The organism is Microcoleus sp. MOSTC5, from assembly GCF_036701825.1.
Taxonomy (GTDB): domain Bacteria; phylum Cyanobacteriota; class Cyanobacteriia; order Cyanobacteriales; family Microcoleaceae; genus Microcoleus; species Microcoleus asticus.
In genome coordinates, this window is sequence record NZ_JAUBRK010000036.1 from 1 (window position 1) to 18,006 (window position 18,006).

Genomic DNA, 18,006 nt, shown 5'->3' on the forward strand with positions numbered 1-18,006 from the left:
CGCTTCTGTGATTTATTGCGTAAGCGTTGCTTGCCGTAGGCGTCGCATCCTTCTTTAAAAACTGTCCGGAGTATTGTTCAAAGATCAACCGGACTTGTCTAAGGAAGAGCGTGATGCTCGTGAAGCAGCAAGAACAGCTACAAACATTGGGGCTGTTGCTGGTGTGGCTGGTGCCGGTCTTGCCACCGTAGCTGGCGGTGCTTCTGGTGCTGCAATTATGGGCACCCTTGCTGGTATCGGTGGCGTTGTCGGGGGAGGTGCGATCGCTGGTACTGCCATAGTTGCTGCTGCACCTGTTGCGGCGGCGGCTGCTATTGGATACGGAATATATAAACTGTTTGGAGGTAAAGGGAAAGATAGTTAGTTCAGTTTGGCTTTGAAAGTCTAATTAATCTGAAGTTTAGCGGAACACTTAATTATGATGGATGAGATAGTCAATAAGTTAGCTGGTCTAGGAGTTGCTGGTTTAGTCTTAGTTGGGCTTGTTGCAACCTCTTCTTATGCAGGAGCCGTAGCAATTACAACTTCGTTAGCTTTTTTAGGTGGTCCTTTTGGCATGATTGGTGGCGCAGTTGCTCTCACCTTGATTGCAGGCGTTTCAAGCATGATTGCAAAGGTTGGGGTTGAGACTTTAGCAAAGGCTGTAGTTCAGGAACTCAAGAAGAGTGGCAGATCTGAGAGTTCTATCATTCAAGAAATCAATAATTTTCCAATGATTACTCAAGGTCTACGTTCCCAACTACGTGAATATGTCCGCCTAGTATAAAAGGAATAAGTGTGATTGCTGCTCTCCATTAGTGCGATCGCCTTTTTTTGTAGGTTGGGTTGACGCTGGTGTCAGCCAACCTCTTTGTCTACTTATACTATCTTATCCATTTCCACCATTTCAAAGTGCGCTGATTGCACGGATACTGATCGCACATAATCATCATCCCTAATTTGCGATCGACCTCCCGCATCAATTCTCCACAAACCATCCGGCTGAAATTCGTTATCTGCGTCCAAGCGCACAGTAGCATTTTCGCCCAATTCCACCCCAGCCAACGTATAATTTGATTGTGTTGTTCGCCGCGACTTCTGAATCTTACCGATGATGCAACATAATTTTTTTTTACCTATTCAGTTAGCGATAAAAAAATAAGCAAACATAGCATCGCGGGGGCGAGTTTTGCCACACTCAACTCGCTCCTAATATTAAATTATAACTAAATCCACCCCTTAAACCTTCTGCTTCTTCCTTCGCGTCCTTCGCCTCTTCGCGGTTCGTTTCTAACGCAAATACTCAATCCAAGCCGGCAAAACCTCCGGCGAACCGTACCACTTCCCCGGAGAACGAGGCGAATGCCAAACCCCTTCCAACACCAGATTTTCGGCCCCGTCCAAAACAGCAGCTTCCACCGGCGTAATTCCATCTCCCCAAGTTTCGCCCTTCCCCACAGTCAACTCGTAACTTTTATAAGCCAGCCAAGTCCCTAAACCCCGCTTGCCAAAAACAGCCTTTCCAGCAGCGCACACGTAGCGCACCTGCGGGTGAAAAGCCCCCGGATAGTGAATTTTGACAAAATCTAGATTTTTGCGGGTCCAGCGCTCTTGAGAGACGTGCGGCGTGCCTAAAGTAATTAAAGTATTCACGTAAGGGTGAGCTTCCCACAAACCCGCGTCCTCAAGCACGTCGCCGTGAATCGTGTAAGGCTTTTCGCCCAAATAAATGCGAGAAATCCAGCCGCCGGCGGAATGACCGACGAGATTGATCTGGGGAACGCCGTATTGCTGTAACATTTGTTTGACCGTGCGATCGAGCTGTCGCAAAATTGGCACCATCGACCGCCCGCCAAAAGTCGGCAACCAATCTCCCTTGCCCAGAGGCACTGTTACTGTTGGGAAACCTCGATCGACCAGAGATTTTTCTAATTCGCGATAGTCGGAAGCAGCAGCAAAATATCCTGGTAAAATCACGGTTGGTAATGGCATTGTCAATTTTAGATTTTAGATTTTAGATTTTAGATTTTGCGGCCGGAGTGCTACGATCTGTTTTTCAAGTTCAAAGACACTTGCCGAAGCATTCTTTGGATTGCTAACATCTGCCGCTCGTTAAACCTTTTGCTTAGGGAATATCTACTTCTATGGCTCGCGAGCCGATTCAAACATGGTATTTTACCCTAGTTGTCGTTCACTTAGAAGACCGTTTTCTACTGGTACAAGAGCGCAAGTACGAGCAGCAGTGGTATCTCCCAGCAGGGCGAGTGGAAAAAGGGGAGACTTTGCTCGAAGCTGCTATGCGCAATACCATCGAGGAAGCGGGCATTTCCGTCATCGTTGAGGGAATTCTCAGGGTAGAGCACACAGTGATGCCTAGGGGTAACGTGCGCCTCCGAGTCATTTTTGTGGCTCGTCCAGAAGATAAGACGCCGCCCAAGAGCAAGCCGGATGAGCATACTTTGTGCGCTGGCTGGTATTCTCTCAAGGAATTAGACCAGTTGTCTCTACGGGGAGAGGAAGTTCGGGAAATGTTTCAATATATGGCAAGCGGCGCTCCCATTTATCCCATCGACTTGCTCACCATCGAGGGAGCTCCTTTTAAAAATTACCGCTATCGCTGGTGAATCCATCGATTTTGGATTTTGGATTGAATAATTACTTCCACGGATGAATCCGGTTGTGTAACCGAATTGGAAACAGGAGTAGATCGAACGGATCGATCGTGTTTAATGAATTAGTGGCGCTCCAGATCCAGGAAAAAGACGGTATAGCAGCGGCGCAGTCTGTTTTTTGCTCGCCCCAGTCCGGCCCGTCTGACGCCCCGCTCACCATTCTCAACAATAGCTGAGAAACCGAGTATAGGGTTCGGCAAAAGGCATTCGGAAAGAAAAACAATGCTTTCAGCAATTAAGAACGTCCTAACCCTATTGGCAGTTGCTACAACAGCGAAGAAAAATCTCGGTTCTCAGGTTGAATCCCTCAAGAAACCAGCTTTCTACGCTTGAGTGCTTGAGTTGAGGGTCGTGGAATCTAAATAAAAGTCGATCGGGCAATTTCGATACCGACCGTGCTAAAATTATACCTTTGAATTCCCAACCTCTCCTCATTAAAACGAATTCACACTCAATCACAACCACAACAATATAAATTACCAATCCCCCAATCACTCAATCCCCCAATCCCGCAATCCCCCAATCTAAAATCTAACCATCTCCCAATCCCCCAATCTAAAATCTAAAATCTAAAATCTAAAATTTAAATGACTGACTCTTCCTCCCTAGCCAACACCCTTTCCGAACCGCTGCGCCAGCCTTATTGGTGGGCAGCTTTAGCTTCTGTGGGCCTTCACGGAGTGCTCGGAGCAACCGCCCCGACGCTCTCAAGCATACTTTATGGTGGAAATTCCTCAAAAAATATCCCCGGTTCTGTCGGCTTGGTAGAACTAACTCCCACAGAGGCCGGCCGCCTGCCACAAGCCATACCCCCGCGCCCGTCCAGTAAGCCGTTTTTGATTGCACCAGTTCCCTTGCCCGCCTCGCCCAAGTTAGCGGCGCCCTTGCCCCCCGCACCTCCAGCTATCAACTTGCCCGCCCTACCGCCGGGAATGCCCCCTCCTGGATTCTTTTCCCCCCTCCCTTATTCCCCTCTCCCGTCCTCTCCCGCCCCAACAGCAGCTCCGCCGCCTCCGAAAACTCCATCCCCAACATTCAGAGCCCCCTCCCAGCCAACACCCACTTTCGTCCCGCCAGTACCTCCCAGCGGTTTGATTTTCCCGCCCTTGCCCGGTAATTTCGATCGCAATATCCCGCCGCCGCCATCTTTGACAGAAGTGCCCCAGCTTCCCGGCAGCGCCTCGGAAGATGAAGCAGAGACGCTCAAAAAGATCATAGCCAGTAGAGGCGGACTCCCACTATTTCCAGACGGAGCTCCAGTCTTTACCCCAGAATTCCCAATTGCTGGCAGGAATGTGGGACCCGATGGAGTACCAAAGTTGACTCAAAAAGATCCCAATAAAAGGAATCTCATCGCAGAAACTCCCGAAGAAAGAATCAAGAGGCAACAATTTGAAGAGGGACAGCGACAGCTAGGACAGTCCGACCAACCGAGTTCAAACTTACCCACCGACAGAGAGACACAGCTTGCGGCTGCAAATACCTATGTTGCTTTGTTTGAGAGATTCAAAAAGGCTTATCCTGACTTGGAAATGACGGGGCCGACTCCTGTGAATATCCCTTATCCCCTAGCAGCTTGCTCGCAAAAACTTGAAGGAGTAGCAGTTTTCGGAGCAGTTGTCAGCCCTCAAGGTTTGCTCAAGGCCGAGCCTCAAGCGATCGTCCCGACGGGTTACGGCATTCTCGACAATGCTGCTAAAACTGCGATTATTAACCCTTCTCTAACATTTTCTGCAGCCAGCACGCACAAGCTTTACCAAGTAGCTATTCCGTTTAAATACGACGAAAAAGTTTGCAGCGGCATTCCTGTCACCCCATCCACCGCCCCAACCAGGCCCAACCCAGCAGGCCAGCAGCGGCCAACGGTAACCCCGACAGATCCCAAACCCACAAACCAGCAGCCCTCCCCAGCGCCTGCTGAAGTGAAACCGCAGTTTGAGAAGCCGCCGGCCCCGTCAAACAAACCGAAGCCTGGGGATCAAACCTCGCCGCCGGTACAAAAGCCCGCCGCCCAACCGTCGCCCTCACCTCAACCGAAACCAGCCGCCGAACAGTCACCTTCTCCTCAACCGCAGCCCGCCGAACAGTCCCCGCCGGAAGCTGCGCCATCTCCTGCCCCCGAAGTGTCGCCGTCGCCGGAAGCTGCGCCATCTCCTGCCGAAGTGTCCCCGCAGCCGTCGCCGGAAGCTGCGCCATCTCCTGCCGCCGAAGTGTCGCCGTCGCCGGAAGCTGCGCCATCTCCCGCCGAAGTGTCACCGTCGCCGGAAGCTACACCCTCTCCCGCCACTACCGAAAATTAATTGGGAATGGGCAATTGGTAATATCCAATCTGCTTGCTTCACTATTGTGAGTTAGTAGTTAGTAGGGTGCGTCAGCTTCGATATTTGTTAGTTCTCAAACAAATTTCTACTTGCTGACGCACCCTACTTTCTTAACTGATAATCAAATTGTTTTTCGTCTGCCAGACCCGGACTTTTGAGGGCGGTCGTCCTGACTGCAAACCTAATGACCTATTACCTTAACCTCTCAAATGTATTGAACTTTATACATTTGAAATAAGTCGCCACTTTGCTTTTTTACTACCTTAGCGCCAGCAGCTTTCATCATTTTTTCCCAATTTTCTATTGTCTCTAAAAATACTTCTCCGGCTCGATAAGTCTCCAAAATTGCCCAATCTTCTGCTAGAGGAGAATTGGGATTGAGGACATCAAAAACAAAATGACCGCCCGGTTTTAGTACCCGCTTTACTTCTCCCATAACAATACTCCAATAGTCTATGGGATAGTAACAGCTAAAGCCTGTAGCGAGGCATAAATCGAACTGAGCCTCTTCGTAATTTAACTGGTGAGCGGGGGCCCATTCTACGCCTTTGAACAGCTTAGAATTGAGCTGAGGGCCGCGAGCGTTTAAGGCGTCTCGCGCCGCGCTGCTGATTTCTTGACCGTAAAAATATGCTTCCCAATCCCGCCAAGGGTAGATGAGAAAGCTGACTCCGCAGCCAATGTCTAAACAGCGCTGATTTTTTTGAGGTTTGGCAATTTTCCAGAAGGGAGAAACTGTTTTTGCTTGGAGAGTTCCTGCGACTGATTCCAAGAAAATCGGCATTGATTCGACTTCTTCGGGTAAAGCGAAAGCTTCTCCTCGGTATTCGCGATCGAACCGAGAGGCCACTTGCGACAGTAAAACTTGCCAGCTATCTGATTTTCCTTTAGCAAACCAAGTCTGCTCCTGACCCGCCACTGGGCGATCCGACTTTTTAGACATTCTTGAATTACCTTTTAGTGGCTTTGAGAGCTTTTGTAAAGTTTTGGCGGTAAGGCTTATTAAAAATTAACGCGGGCCACAGCAGAGACAGCTTCAGGCGATTTGTAAAACTTCTGTCGAAGTTAGTGCGATCGAAACCATTCCAAAATTTCCAAATACCGCCGCCGTAAGCGACTAGCAATGCCAAGCTAATTAACGTACTCATTTAAAAAACCCCTAAGCAATGGATAGGATTTTGGGTCAGCTAGTCAAAGCGCTACTCTTAATCTATCATTTATCAGACGCCAAGCCGCACCGATACCTGTAGCAATTCCACCTTCAGAAAGAGACTTCAAAATCCCCGCCGGTCACAAACTTAAAAATAACACCCCCAAAATAGCTTTCACCGAGCAAGCAAGAAGGGACTTCTGCCAAAAGTCGATGATTCTGAGGACTTATACCATTTTAGATTGAAGAATTGAAGAATTAAAGAATTGGGAATGACTGATGAGATAAGGGTTTGGAGCTGACCTACAGTTGCATTATTTTTTTAAACTGGTATTATCCAACATCCCCTACAAATCCGAACTCGACCGGGGGATTGGTGCGGCGCCGCAAGTTCTAATGCGGTTGAAATCGGTTGCTGTTGGGGACGGCTTGGTCGATCGGGATTTCCCAGACGTGTAACTACTAGAAGATATTTAACTAAGAACTGATAGCCGGCGGCCCACGAATTACAGCAGGCAAACTTTTTCTAGCGGACAATGACGGTAGAGAGCTTTCTAAGCAAGGAGGATTTTATGCGTGCAGTGCTGATGGCTGGGGGGTCGGGAACGAGGCTCAGACCCCTGACGTGCGATTTGCCCAAACCGATGGTGCCGATTCTCAATCGCCCGATCGCAGAACACATTATCAATTTGCTAAAAAGGCATCAGATTACGGAAATTATTGCTACGCTGCACTACCTTCCCGATGTCATGCGCGAATATTTTACTGACGGGGCAGAGTTTGGCGTTCAAATGACTTACGCTGTGGAGGAAGACCAACCGCTGGGTACGGCTGGTTGCGTCAAAAATATTGCTGAATTGCTCGATCGAACTTTTCTGGTCATCAGTGGTGACAGCATCACAGACTTCGACTTAACGGAAGCGATCGAATTTCACCGCAGCAAGCAATCCAAAGCCACGTTAATTTTAACTCGCGTTCCCAATCCGATGGAATTCGGGGTCGTGATTACCGAGGAAAATTACCGCATCAACCGCTTTCTGGAAAAGCCTTCTAGCAGTGAAATTTTCTCCGATACCGTCAATACCGGCACCTACATTTTAGAACCGGAAGTATTGGACTACCTGCCTGCAAATAAAGAGTGCGACTTCTCGAAAGACTTGTTTCCCTTGCTGCTGGAAAAAAACGAGCCGATGTACGGTTACATCGCCGAGGGTTACTGGTGCGATGTCGGCCAGCTTGATGTTTACCGGGAAGCTCAGTACGACGCGCTGCGGGGAAAAGTCAAACTGGATTTGACCTACTACAACCAAGTTCGATCGGGAGTTTGGGTCGGTCAGAATACTTTTATTGACGATAGCGCGATCGTCGAAGCACCGGCGATGATCGGCAGCAATTGTCGGATTGGAGCCCGAGTTAAAATCGATGCCGGTACGGTGATCGGAGATAACGTGACAGTCGGGGCCGATGCCAACCTCAAACGTCCCATCGTCTGGAACGGAGCAATTGTCGGCGAAGACGCTCACCTTAGGGCCTGCGTGATTTGCCGGAGTACCCGCGTAGACAGGCGCGCTCATGTATTGGAAGGTGCGATCGTCGGTTCTATGTCGATCGTAGGAGAAGAAGCGCAAGTGGGGCCAAGCGTGCGCATCTGGCCGAGCAAAAATATTGAATCCGGCGCTCTGTTAAATCAAAATTTAATTTGGGGAGAACAAGCTAAGCGGAATTTGTTCGGTCAGCGCGGCGTTCAAGGGCTGGCAAATGTGGATATTACCCCGGAATTCGCGGTGAAATTGGGCGCAGCTTACGGCTCGACTTTGAAACCCGGGACTTCGGTATCGGTATCTCGCGACCAGCGGAGCATTTCGCGGATGGTTTCGAGGTCTTTGATCGCAGGTTTGATGTCGGTAGGAATTAATGTGGTCAATTTGGAATCGACGGCAATTCCGATCGCGCGCACGGTTTCGTCTACGCTATCGGTTGCTGGCGGCATTCACGTTCGCATTTCGCCCGATCGATCCGACCACATTTTAATTGAATTCTTCGATATCAAAGGCATCAATATTACTAAAGCTGCTGAGAAAAAAATCGAGGGCGCTTATTTTAAGGAAGATTTGCGGCGGGCTCTAATTCCCGAAATTGGAGAGATGTCGTACTTTAACCAAGCTCTCGACGTTTACAACCGCATTTTTGAGCGGCAGATGAATGTTGAGGCAATACGCTACAGCAATACTAAGGTGGTAATCGATTACGTTTACGCAGTTTCCGGAGCAATTCTGCCGCAAATGCTTGCTAAGTTCGGCTGCGATGCGGTGGTGCTCAATGCGAGTCTCAAGCAGACTTCTCTGAGTAACGGCGAACGGGAATATTTGCTCGACCAACTCGGCCGGGTGGTGAAAGCACTCAGCGCTAATTTTGGAGTGCAGGTGTCGGCTAACGGCGAACAGCTCATTTTGGTAGATGAGTCTGGGATAGCCATTCGCGGGGAAATGCTGACGGCGTTGATGGTAAATTTGATGCTGACTTCTGATCCCAAAGGTACAGTAGTAGTGCCGGTGAATGCCTCTTCTGCGGTGGAGGCGATCGCCCGCCGCTATCAAAGCAAGGTAATCCGCACAAAGGCGAACCCAACTGCTTTGATGGAAGCCGCTAACAGGAACCCGAATGTGGTTTTGGGCGGCAGCGGTCTTATGGGTTTTATTTTCCCGCAATTGCATCCCGGATTTGACGGGATGTTCTGCATTGCTAAAGTGATAGAAATGATGACGATTCAGGAGCGATCGCTCGGACAGATCAAGGCCGAACTTCCCCGCGTCACCCACCGCAGTTACAGCGTCCGCTGTCCTTGGACGGTCAAGGGTTCGCTGATGCGGCATTTAGTAGAAACTCATTCGCCCGATCGTTTAGAATTAGTAGATGGAGTGAAGATTTTTAACTACAGCGACGACAATTGGGTATTAGTTTTGCCCGATGCTAGTGAACCGACCGTTCATATCTTCGCCAACAGCGAGGATCGAGATTGGGTATCTGAAACTTTGAAGGAGTACCGCGCCCTCGTTCACGATTTTGTCAGTCAAGCTGAGGCGGCGGTTCGCCAAGATAAATTTGGTAACGGATAATTGGTAATTGCAAATCGGTAATCGGTAATCGGTGACAACTAATAGCGAATAGCGCCAAAAAATCAGTAATTACCAATTTGCAATTTGCAATTACCAATTTGCAATTACCACAAGCAAGACACGCAAGTCATCGGTACACGAATAGCTATTTCTTCCTTCTTCTCTCTTCCTTCTTTATCCAATTCCCAATTACGCACAGATAACAGATGAATAGCTGCATTTTGATGGCGGAAATAATTCAACAACCGCAACTCCGTTATACTCCTGACAATCAACTTCAAATCGCTGAGATGTTGGTGCAGTTTCCAGGCCCAAAACCGGAAGATCCGCCAGAACATTTGAAAGTGATAGGATGGGGAAATTTTGCTCAAGAAATTCACGAGAAATATCACGAGGGCGATCGCGTGATTATTGAGGGACGGCTGAGCATGAATACGATCGAAAGAGACGGTATTAAAGAAAAGCGCGCTGAACTGACAGCTCAAAGGATTTACAGTGTCGGCGCCGATGCAATGACTGCTGCTCCCCCAACTAGAAGCGCCCCCGAAGCGGCTCAAATTCGCGACAGCGCGCCTGCTAATGTGCCGAGCAACGTGGTTCCTATGAGTTCGCGAGGTCGCAGTCCTAACAGCGCTCCAGGTGGCGCTAACCGCACGTCTAGTTCGGATTGGAACTCGCATCAGCCTTCAAATTCTGAGTCCGATAGCCAGTCGGGTTCGTCTAACGAAGCTGACAATCCCGATTACGATCCGATTCCATTTTAAAAATTAAGGTGCATCACTTTACAACTGGAATGTTCGATCGAAAGTGACGCACCTTAATTTAAGAGCGATCGCACTTCAGGAAAAAAAGGGCGATCCTCTTCGAGGGCTGCGCTAACGAATTTGGCTCAACTACGAGCTAAATTGCAAATTTTACAGCTCGATAGTCACAATTTTTTTCTTGCTTTTTTCGTCGCGCAGCACGACTGTATTGTAGGGTGATGTATCCGTCCCCAGCGGAATTGGCAGCTTAAAGCTGCTGCTTTTATGCTTAAGTTCGCCTAAATCAATGCTTTTCGTTATATTGCCATCTGTTGCCAGATAAGCGGTAAGTTCGCCTTTATAATCTTCAATCAAAAAGTCTCTGAAGAAAAGGACTTCCCCACCCTCCTCGGCATCGATAGCAAGGATGACCGTACCGCTAAACGTTGCGCCTTTTTCTTGTTCATCAACCGTCGCCATTTTAATTTCCGAGGGGTCTTGACCGGACATATCAGACATAAATTTTTTCTCTTGAGCGGAGCGCAATAATCAACAAGAATCATACCTGACGCTACGGGCGATCGCAAAACTCTTAGGGCGTATTTCTGCATCGGTCTTGCTTCTCTCTAAGGTTAGAGAAGCCCGCAACCGCGCATTATACCACCAATTCTCTCAATTCTTGAGTCAGTAAGTACAGACCGTTAAAATTATCTCTATAATACCCCCAAGTCTCGCAAACACCGCCGCGTTAATTCGATTCGATATTTAGCATCCTTAGTCGGGAGTTTTTAAGTGATTGGGTGGAGAATTAAGCCTGATGTTTTTGATAATTTAAGAGCGATCGCACTTCACTCAAGAAAGGGCGATGCCCTGAAAAATTATTATTTCCAGTAACTGGTTAAAATCCGCATTACTTCACCTGCGATGGGGGACGCACCCTACACATTCGATCGCACTATTTCCACTCCAAAAACTTCTGCAAATTCAGCCGCCACGATCGCCCTAACTTGATCGACCTCAATTCCGGGGATAAACTGCTCTAAACTCCCAACAGGTCGATCGGGAATCCCGCAAGGTACAATTTGCCCAAAACCGGCGAGATCCGGACAAACATTTAAAGCAAAACCGTGCATCGTAATCCAGCGGCTGACTTTAATGCCGATCGCGCCTACCTTGTACCCATCCACCCAAACTCCAGTCATACCGGAAACCCGCGAACCCTTCAACCCGCAAACTTCCAGCACCCTCAGCAGCACTTCCTCCAACTGTCGCAAATACCAGTGCAAATCTTGCTGGTGGCGCCGCAAATTTAAAATCGGATAGCCCACCAATTGGCCCGGACAGTGGTAAGTCACCTCGCCGCCCCGCTCAACTCGGTGCAGTTCCGGTCCTGTTTGACTTGGGTCAAATTTCAGAAATTCCAGCTTTGCTCCCAGTCCCAAAGTGTAAACCGGCGGATGTTCAAGCAAAATCAGGACATCTGGCAAATCTGGTTTGTCGCGGCGTTCTTGCACGAGTTTTTGCTGGATTTCCCAAGCTTGGGAGTAGGGAACAACTCCCCAATCGAGGAGCAAGCAGGGTTGTGCATTTAGCTGTTGAGGGGTGAGAGGGGAAATCATGCAAAAAATCAATAGTGTTTTGACGGAATATTGGCGCAGTTTAAATCAAGAATTGTCAACATATAATAAAAGATTTGGAAGATAAGTGTTTTCGAGAATACATAGTGCTACTGTATAAAATATACCCACGTTACAGAAGGGAGGGAGCTCTATGAAGCTTGTTATCCAGGGTAAGAATATAGAAATCACCGATGCGATTCGCGAGTACGTCAATCAAAAGGTTGAAAAGGCAGTTAGCCATTTTCAAACTTTGACTACTGAAGTGGACATACATTTATCGGTGGCTCGTAACCCCAGGATCAATCCTAAGCAGACTGCTGAGGTAACTATTTATGCTAACGGCAGCGTGATTCGGGCTGAGGAAAGCACGGAAAGCCTGTATGCCAGCATCGATTTGGTTGCCGACAAGATAGCTCGTCAACTGCGGAAATTTAAGGAAAAACGCCACGACAATAAGACCCAGAGTAGTCCCAAAACGGTTACGGTAGTTGATGAACATCCTGTAGTAGCGGATCTGATTGGCGATCGAACTCCCGAACTTCCTGCTGAGGTGGTGCGGACTAAGTATTTTGCTATGCCTCCAATGACTGTGCAAGAAGCTTTGGAACAATTGCAGATTATCGATCACGATTTCTATATGTTCCGTAATGCGGAAACAGGCGAAATTAACGTACTCTACGAACGAAAGACTCACGGTGGCTATGGAGTTATCCAACCCCGCCACAGCAACGGTAACGGTAATAGCAAAAATGGCAAAACTGCCGAAAGCGCTACATCTGAAAAATCGAGTGTTGCGAAAAGCTAGATAATTGCTGAGTGCTAATAGTTAATGGCTGCAAGTCATTAGCAAAAAAGGACTAAAGTCCTCACTACAAACTCCTGGTTCGTAGTAAGGACTTTAGTTTTTTCTTGTTGTTTTAAGATAATGGTTCGTAGTAAGGACTTGGCTGATATTTCCTAGAGAAAATGGATGAACAATTATGCTATTGGAGTTAAGACAATTGAAGATTCAACCGGGTCAGCAATTACTGGTTGAGGATGTGAACTGGCAACAATTTGAAAGTATTTTGGCGGAATTAGGAGAACGTCGTGCTTCCCGACTTTCCTATAGTAACGGACGGTTAGAAATTATGGTTCCTCTGCCCGAACATGAAAAAGCCAAGGAAATTATTGGCGACATGGTAAAAATTTTGTTGGAAGTACGACAAATAGCATTTGAGTCGTTGGGTTCGACAACGCTGAAAAATGAACGCATGAGTCAGGCTGTCGAACCGGATACCTGTTTTTACATTCAAAATCAAGCAGCCGTTATCGGTAAAAATCGCCTCGATATGAGTATCGATCCGCCCCCAGACTTAGCGATAGAAATCGATCTCACCTCTCGCACGCAGTTGGATAATTATCAAATTCTAGGAGTGCCGGAACTTTGGCGATACGCACGGCGAGGGCTAAAAATCAACGTCTTGCAAGCCGAACAATATATTGAGTCTGATGTGAGTCCCACTTTCCCCAATATCCCGATTGTCGAACTGGTGAATCAGTACACTCAGCAGAGTCAAGTTTCTGGCAGAACCCCCGCTATTCAAGCTTTTAAAAATTGGGTACGGGAAAATCTCTAGTCTCAGAACTCCCGTTTTCACTACAAACCGTTACTTCGCAGTCACGAATTTAGTTTTTTCTTGGTTGTTTAGACAATGAGGACTTTCGTCCTCACTACAAACAATATATTTAAGCAAATCTATCTAACTTTTGATGGTTTCTAAAGTTTTGAGTGCTTCTGCAACGTGTGCTTTGAAGTCTAACATCGAGTCAAAAATATGCTTGACAACGCCTTCTTGGTCAATGACATAAGTTACTCTACCCGGCATAATCCACAGTGTAGCTGGAACTCCGTATAATTGCCGCACTTTGTTGCCAGTATCGCTCAGCAGTGTAAATGGTAGCTGATTTTTTGTGGCAAATTCCTGGTGCGATTGTGGCGAATCTTCGCTAATTCCTATTACTTCTGCACCTGCGTCTTTGAAGACTTCGTAACTATCTCGAAAAGCGCAAGCTTGGGTTGTGCATCCGGGTGAGTTGTCTTTGGGGTAAAAGTAGACTATGACGTTTTTTTTACCTTTAAAATCTTTGAGGCTGACTGATGTGCCAGTTTGAGATGGTAAGGTAAAATCGGGGGCGGTGTCTCCTACTTTAACTGTCATGTTTTTTTAACTTAGTAGATCTGTTTGCGTGAAAATTTAACTTTTGTTATTGTACAGTTTTTTGTGAGCAATAGTTCGCAGTTGCGATCGCCCGATTCGGTATCATCCCATTCTTGCTTTCTGGCACTCCTAAAAAAAAACCTTTTTACCAAATCGAGATGCTGTCGCCGATTCGCAGTTACGCGGATTAATTCGAGAGGCTTTTTTGAACCGCACATCCACGGGGATTCACGAATATTCTTATTAAGAATGGGAGGGGCGGCGCTGAAGCGTTACTACAAACTTACTTGCTATCGGCCTTTGGTTAAATTTTTTAATTCTCGCCATATTGGAGGAATTTGGCCGGAGTGTGTGCGCGGCTGGGTGAGGATTCCTTGAGTGGGACTGAACAGCAATGATAGCACAAATAATCCCGATGCAACTAAAACGATTGCGGGCCCAGATGGTAAGTTATAAAAGTAGCTGAGATACATTCCGCTAATGCTGGAAATAACTCCGATTATTGCGCCTAAAATCATTACTTGGTGCAGGCGAGTGACTAGGAGATATGCGGTACTTGCAGGTGTAATTAATAGGGACAAGACTAGCACTACGCCAACGGCTTTGAGGCTGGCAACTATTGTGAGGGCGATGAGTACCATCAGTCCGAAATTGAGCAGGTTTACTGGCAAACCTGTGGCTTGCGCTCCTAATGGATCGAATGTGTAAAATAGCAATTCTTTGTAAAACAATACTACAACTAATAAGACTACGGCGACAATGACGGCTGTGTCGATCGCATCTTCGGCAGTAACTCCCAGGATGTTGCCGAAAAGAAAGTGGTTGAGGTCGATCTTGTTGTCTTTTTGGACGATCGTAATTAGGGTGATGCCGAGGGCGAAGAATGCCGAAAATACGATGCCCATTGCCGCGTCTTCTTTGATTGTCGATCGAGCTTTGATCCAAGCTATGATTACTGTACTCAAAACTCCGGCAATGAAAGCGCCGATAAAGATATTTGCTCCGAGGATAAATGCGATCGCCAATCCGGGCAAAACCGAGTGGCTGATGGCGTCTCCGAGCAAGGCCAGCCGCTGTACCATTAGGTAGCTGCCGACGATCGCGCAGACGATGCCGACGAGAATGGCAATTACGAGCGATCGCTGCATGAATCCGTACTGCAACGGCTCAATTAAGGTTTGTATCATAAAATTATAAAATCACAGCTAACTAATGACTAAAAACCAAAGCAACCCGGTTTGATCCGAGATGTTGCACCATTCTCAATAAGCTTTTTATGAACAGCCAAGATGCCTGTTCCACAAGAAAATTCACTCTTTGTGGAACAGGCATCTTGCCTGTTCTTGAGAATGGTGCAAAATGTAAGTTTGAGCCGAGATTTATCGTTGCCCAACTCAAGATTATCAAAAAAACCGGGTTCAAGAGCGTAACTCCTAGATTATTGACATACTCACCGACCTGAAGGTGCGGTGATTCCTAAGCCTCACAGCTTAGGTTTCTGCTTCTTAGCAACTGCCTCTACCCACAAGGAGATTTGGTCTTACGTTCGCTCCACAGACTAACCCCGCAAGCCCTGCGGTTTTATGTGTCGAATAGCAACAAAAATCTTTGTTGTTTGATTCTAGGGGTGGACTGCCCATTGCCCTGTCCTCTTTTCCCGGTCTACCGATTTTTCTTCCCCGTTGCAGTCATTGCAAGCTTTGGTGTTAGGGTTTATGTCTCCATCGTCGCGGGTGGGTCATTGACCAATTATATTGTAACATAAAGCCGTCCTAAAAGGACGGGGTTTCTACCCAATTTTTTAATGATTGCTGGCTAATTAAGCTGCTTGTCCGGCAAAGAACATTACTTGTCCGCCGTAGGCGCGGTAAAGGTTTTCTTGCGTTAGCACTTCTTGGCGGGGACCAGCGGCAATCAATTCTGTATTTAGCAAAATTAAATCGTCAAAATTGGTGATTGATTCGCCTAAGTCGTGGTTGACTACTAAGACGGTTTTTCCGGCATTTGCTAGCTGGTGGAAGATGTCGAAAATGATATTTTGAGTTTTTTGGTCAACGCCGACAAACGGCTCGTCAAAGCAGAAAATAGCGGCTTCTTGGGCTAATGCTCTAGCTAGAAATACTCGCTGTTGCTGTCCGCCGGAAAGTTGTCCGATCGGTCTGTCTTTGTAAGCACTCATGCCTACTCTTTCTAAGGCATCGGCAGCGGTGCGGCGGCTAGCTGCCGAGAAGCGACGAAACCATCCGGCTTTTCTGACTCTTCCCATCATCACGACATCCCAAACGGTGGCGGGATAGTTCCAGTCAATTTGCGATCGCTGCGGCACGTAGGCTACTGTTTCGAGTCGATCGGCGATCGCTTCTTCGCCACAGGTAACAGTGCCGCGATCTGCGGGAATTAAGCCCAACATTGCTTTGATCAGCGTGCTTTTGCCAGCACCGTTGGGGCCAATAATACCCGTCAGCCTTCCCGGTTTGACGGAAAGATTGATATCTCTGAGTGCCTCTACCGTGCGGTAGTTTACTGCTAAGTGCTTAACAGCGATAATTTCTGTGTCGCTAGCCGTGTCTGGGAGGTGGCAAACCATTTGAGACCAAGGAGTCTCGTTGGGGAAGGCGGCGGTATTCATGGCGGTGACTATATCTCCTTTTTGTTAAGTTTACTGTAAAAATGAAAAGAATATGAAATCCTCGGTAAATAGGAATAATCTGGAACGCAGGAGAGGTAGATAATGCGGCAGTGCAAGCTCGAAACCCCTCAAACCATAGGTTTGGCGGCGAAAATCTCAAGTAGGTTAAAACTGATATCCACCATTTTCAATAACAGGCAAGATGCCTGTGAAGCGAAGAGTGAGTTTTCTTGTGGGGTGGGCATCCTGCCCGCCCAGAGAAGGGTTGTTGAGAATGGTGCAAGATGTGAGTTAAAACCGACGGCAATTGTGAAGCAACTTTATAAAGGAGAGTTTAGCCGTGAGTCGGGGATTGAAACCGCCGGCCTTGGATTGGACAAGTCCAAGGTATTTTTGATTAGAAGTATTGCCTGTGGCATTTTGACTGTGGGTTTATTTAGTTGCGCTCAAACCCAGAGCGATCGCCTCTCTCCAGAGGCAGATGCTAAACCCAAGGTAGTTGCTACCAGCACAATTATTGAGGATTTGACCGATCGAGTAGCGGGTGGCGAAGTTCAGTTAACAGGAATTTTGCAGCCGGGAACCGATCCTCACGTTTACGAACCGGTGCCAAAAGATTCTCAAGCTTTAGAAAAAGCTAACTTAATTTTGTATAACGGTTACAATTTGGAACCGGGATTAATTAGGATGATGAATGCCGCCGGAATTAAGGCGCGGAAATTAGCAGTGGGGGAAGTAGTCAAGCCTTTGCTACTGAATAAAGAAGGCAATACCGTACCCGATCCACACGTTTGGGGAAATGTGGAAAATGTAGTTCAAATGGTGGAAGCAATTCGGGATGCGCTAATCGACTTGTCGCCGGAAGATCGGGAGAAGTTTACGCAGAATGCTGTGAAACTTACTCAAGAGTTAAAACGTTTGGATATTTGGATCGAACAAGAGATTAAAACAATCCCCGAAAATAAGCGCGAATTAGTAACAACTCACGATGCTTTTCAATATTACAGCCGCGCCTACGGATTGGGAAGTGCGGGCAGTTTAATCGGGATTAGTACCGAGGAACAGCCGAGCGCTCAAACGGTGCAAAAGTTAGTAGAATCAGTGAAAGCGGCAGGAGTTCCTGCTATTTTTGCCGAGACTACAATTAACCCACAACTGATTAGAACAGTGGCGGAGGAAGCGGGGGTGAAATTGGCAGCGCAGCAACTTTATTCTGATTCGATCGGGGCGGCGGGAAGCGAGGGCGATTCTTATGTGAAAATGATGTCGGCTAATACTCGCGCCATCGTCGAAGCTTTGGGGGGAAAATACACGCCGTTTGAAGTTAGCAAGTAGCAATTAGGGAGCGTAATATCAAATCCGGTAGCATGGGAATTAATATTACCCACAGACTTGGAGACGGCAGTGCCGTGTCCCTACAATTAATTCGGGTAGGGACACGGCACTGCCGTCTCCTCTATAATTCCGGTGCCACCGGAAACGATATGATAGCCAACTGATACCAGTTTCCAACAAGAATGCAACTGTAGGTAAACTCCAAACCCCGATAGTTTTCATTCATTCCCAATCTAAAATC

The 18,006-nt window shown here is 47.5% G+C and carries 18 protein-coding genes; 9 read left to right on the plus strand and 9 right to left on the minus strand.

Annotation, left to right across the window (positions count from 1 at the left end):
• Window positions 1–73: 73 nt before the first annotated feature.
• Window positions 74–364 carry a hypothetical protein gene (locus tag QUA54_RS20005; RefSeq protein WP_333416000.1) on the plus strand — a complete coding sequence of 97 codons (291 nt, stop codon included), beginning with the start codon at window positions 74–76 and terminating at the stop codon, window positions 362–364.
• A gap of 54 nt (window positions 365–418) precedes the next feature.
• On the plus strand, window positions 419–766 hold the full coding sequence (locus QUA54_RS20010) for a hypothetical protein (RefSeq protein WP_228049688.1): 348 nt from the start codon (window positions 419–421) through the stop codon (window positions 764–766).
• Between the two features lie 92 nt (window positions 767–858).
• Here the strand turns inward: QUA54_RS20010 and QUA54_RS20015 are convergent, their stop codons facing one another.
• The gene (locus QUA54_RS20015; protein WP_333416001.1) at window positions 859–1,044 is read right to left on the minus strand and encodes a hypothetical protein; all 186 of its coding nucleotides are present in this window, start codon (window positions 1,042–1,044) and stop codon (window positions 859–861) included.
• A 225-nt stretch (window positions 1,045–1,269) separates the two neighbouring features.
• Window positions 1,270–1,971, minus strand: a complete 702-nt coding sequence (locus QUA54_RS20020) for an alpha/beta fold hydrolase (RefSeq protein WP_333416002.1) — start codon at window positions 1,969–1,971, stop codon at window positions 1,270–1,272.
• Between the two features lie 152 nt (window positions 1,972–2,123).
• On the opposite strand from QUA54_RS20020, the gene QUA54_RS20025 reads away from it, so the two are divergent.
• Window positions 2,124–2,603 carry an NUDIX domain-containing protein gene (locus QUA54_RS20025; RefSeq protein WP_172185172.1) on the plus strand — a complete coding sequence of 160 codons (480 nt, stop codon included), beginning with the start codon at window positions 2,124–2,126 and terminating at the stop codon, window positions 2,601–2,603.
• Window positions 2,604–3,238: 635 nt separating this feature from the next.
• Window positions 3,239–4,951, plus strand: coding sequence for a hypothetical protein (locus QUA54_RS20030; protein ID WP_333416003.1), 1,713 nt, complete (start codon window positions 3,239–3,241; stop codon window positions 4,949–4,951).
• Window positions 4,952–5,177: 226 nt separating this feature from the next.
• Here the strand turns inward: QUA54_RS20030 and QUA54_RS20035 are convergent, their stop codons facing one another.
• Together QUA54_RS20035 and QUA54_RS20040 are read right to left on the minus strand one after the other, a co-directional pair.
• Complete coding sequence (locus QUA54_RS20035; protein WP_333416004.1) at window positions 5,178–5,915, minus strand: class I SAM-dependent methyltransferase; 738 nt, start codon at window positions 5,913–5,915, stop codon at window positions 5,178–5,180.
• Between the two features lie 7 nt (window positions 5,916–5,922).
• Window positions 5,923–6,120 (minus strand): hypothetical protein, encoded by a 198-nt coding sequence (locus QUA54_RS20040; RefSeq protein WP_333189440.1) that lies wholly within the window; start codon window positions 6,118–6,120, stop codon window positions 5,923–5,925.
• Window positions 6,121–6,694: 574 nt separating this feature from the next.
• Between QUA54_RS20040 and QUA54_RS20045 the strand changes: the two genes are divergently transcribed.
• Together QUA54_RS20045 and QUA54_RS20050 are read left to right on the plus strand one after the other, a co-directional pair.
• The gene (locus QUA54_RS20045) at window positions 6,695–9,238 is read left to right on the plus strand and encodes a mannose-1-phosphate guanyltransferase (RefSeq protein WP_333189439.1); all 2,544 of its coding nucleotides are present in this window, start codon (window positions 6,695–6,697) and stop codon (window positions 9,236–9,238) included.
• A gap of 206 nt (window positions 9,239–9,444) precedes the next feature.
• Window positions 9,445–10,002, plus strand: coding sequence for a single-stranded DNA-binding protein (locus QUA54_RS20050; RefSeq protein ID WP_333204420.1), 558 nt, complete (start codon window positions 9,445–9,447; stop codon window positions 10,000–10,002).
• Between the two features lie 150 nt (window positions 10,003–10,152).
• Here the strand turns inward: QUA54_RS20050 and QUA54_RS20055 are convergent, their stop codons facing one another.
• Entirely contained in the window at window positions 10,153–10,500 is a 348-nt protein-coding gene (locus QUA54_RS20055) for a hypothetical protein (protein ID WP_333416005.1), read from the minus strand.
• A gap of 419 nt (window positions 10,501–10,919) precedes the next feature.
• Complete coding sequence (lipB, locus tag QUA54_RS20060) at window positions 10,920–11,600, minus strand: lipoyl(octanoyl) transferase LipB (RefSeq protein ID WP_333416006.1); 681 nt, start codon at window positions 11,598–11,600, stop codon at window positions 10,920–10,922.
• Between the two features lie 151 nt (window positions 11,601–11,751).
• On the opposite strand from lipB, the gene hpf reads away from it, so the two are divergent.
• Both hpf and QUA54_RS20070 read left to right on the plus strand, forming a co-directional pair.
• Window positions 11,752–12,405 (plus strand): ribosome hibernation-promoting factor, HPF/YfiA family, encoded by a 654-nt coding sequence (gene hpf, locus QUA54_RS20065; protein WP_333204417.1) that lies wholly within the window; start codon window positions 11,752–11,754, stop codon window positions 12,403–12,405.
• Window positions 12,406–12,580: 175 nt separating this feature from the next.
• Window positions 12,581–13,219 carry a Uma2 family endonuclease gene (locus tag QUA54_RS20070; protein WP_333416007.1) on the plus strand — a complete coding sequence of 213 codons (639 nt, stop codon included), beginning with the start codon at window positions 12,581–12,583 and terminating at the stop codon, window positions 13,217–13,219.
• Between the two features lie 123 nt (window positions 13,220–13,342).
• On the opposite strand, the gene QUA54_RS20075 is transcribed toward QUA54_RS20070, so the two are convergent.
• The 3 genes from QUA54_RS20075 to QUA54_RS20085 form a co-directional block, all read right to left on the minus strand.
• Window positions 13,343–13,801: a peroxiredoxin gene (locus tag QUA54_RS20075; RefSeq protein ID WP_333416008.1), complete on the minus strand. Its 459-nt coding sequence runs from the start codon at window positions 13,799–13,801 to the stop codon at window positions 13,343–13,345.
• A 290-nt stretch (window positions 13,802–14,091) separates the two neighbouring features.
• Window positions 14,092–14,988, minus strand: coding sequence for a metal ABC transporter permease (locus QUA54_RS20080; RefSeq protein ID WP_333416009.1), 897 nt, complete (start codon window positions 14,986–14,988; stop codon window positions 14,092–14,094).
• 632 nt (window positions 14,989–15,620) lie between these two features.
• A complete protein-coding gene (locus QUA54_RS20085) occupies window positions 15,621–16,430 on the minus strand; it encodes a metal ABC transporter ATP-binding protein (RefSeq protein ID WP_333416010.1) in 810 nt (269 codons plus the stop codon).
• A gap of 102 nt (window positions 16,431–16,532) precedes the next feature.
• On the opposite strand from QUA54_RS20085, the gene QUA54_RS20090 reads away from it, so the two are divergent.
• On the plus strand, window positions 16,533–17,765 hold the full coding sequence (locus QUA54_RS20090; protein WP_445301570.1) for a metal ABC transporter substrate-binding protein: 1,233 nt from the start codon (window positions 16,533–16,535) through the stop codon (window positions 17,763–17,765).
• Window positions 17,766–18,006: the final 241 nt, after the last annotated feature.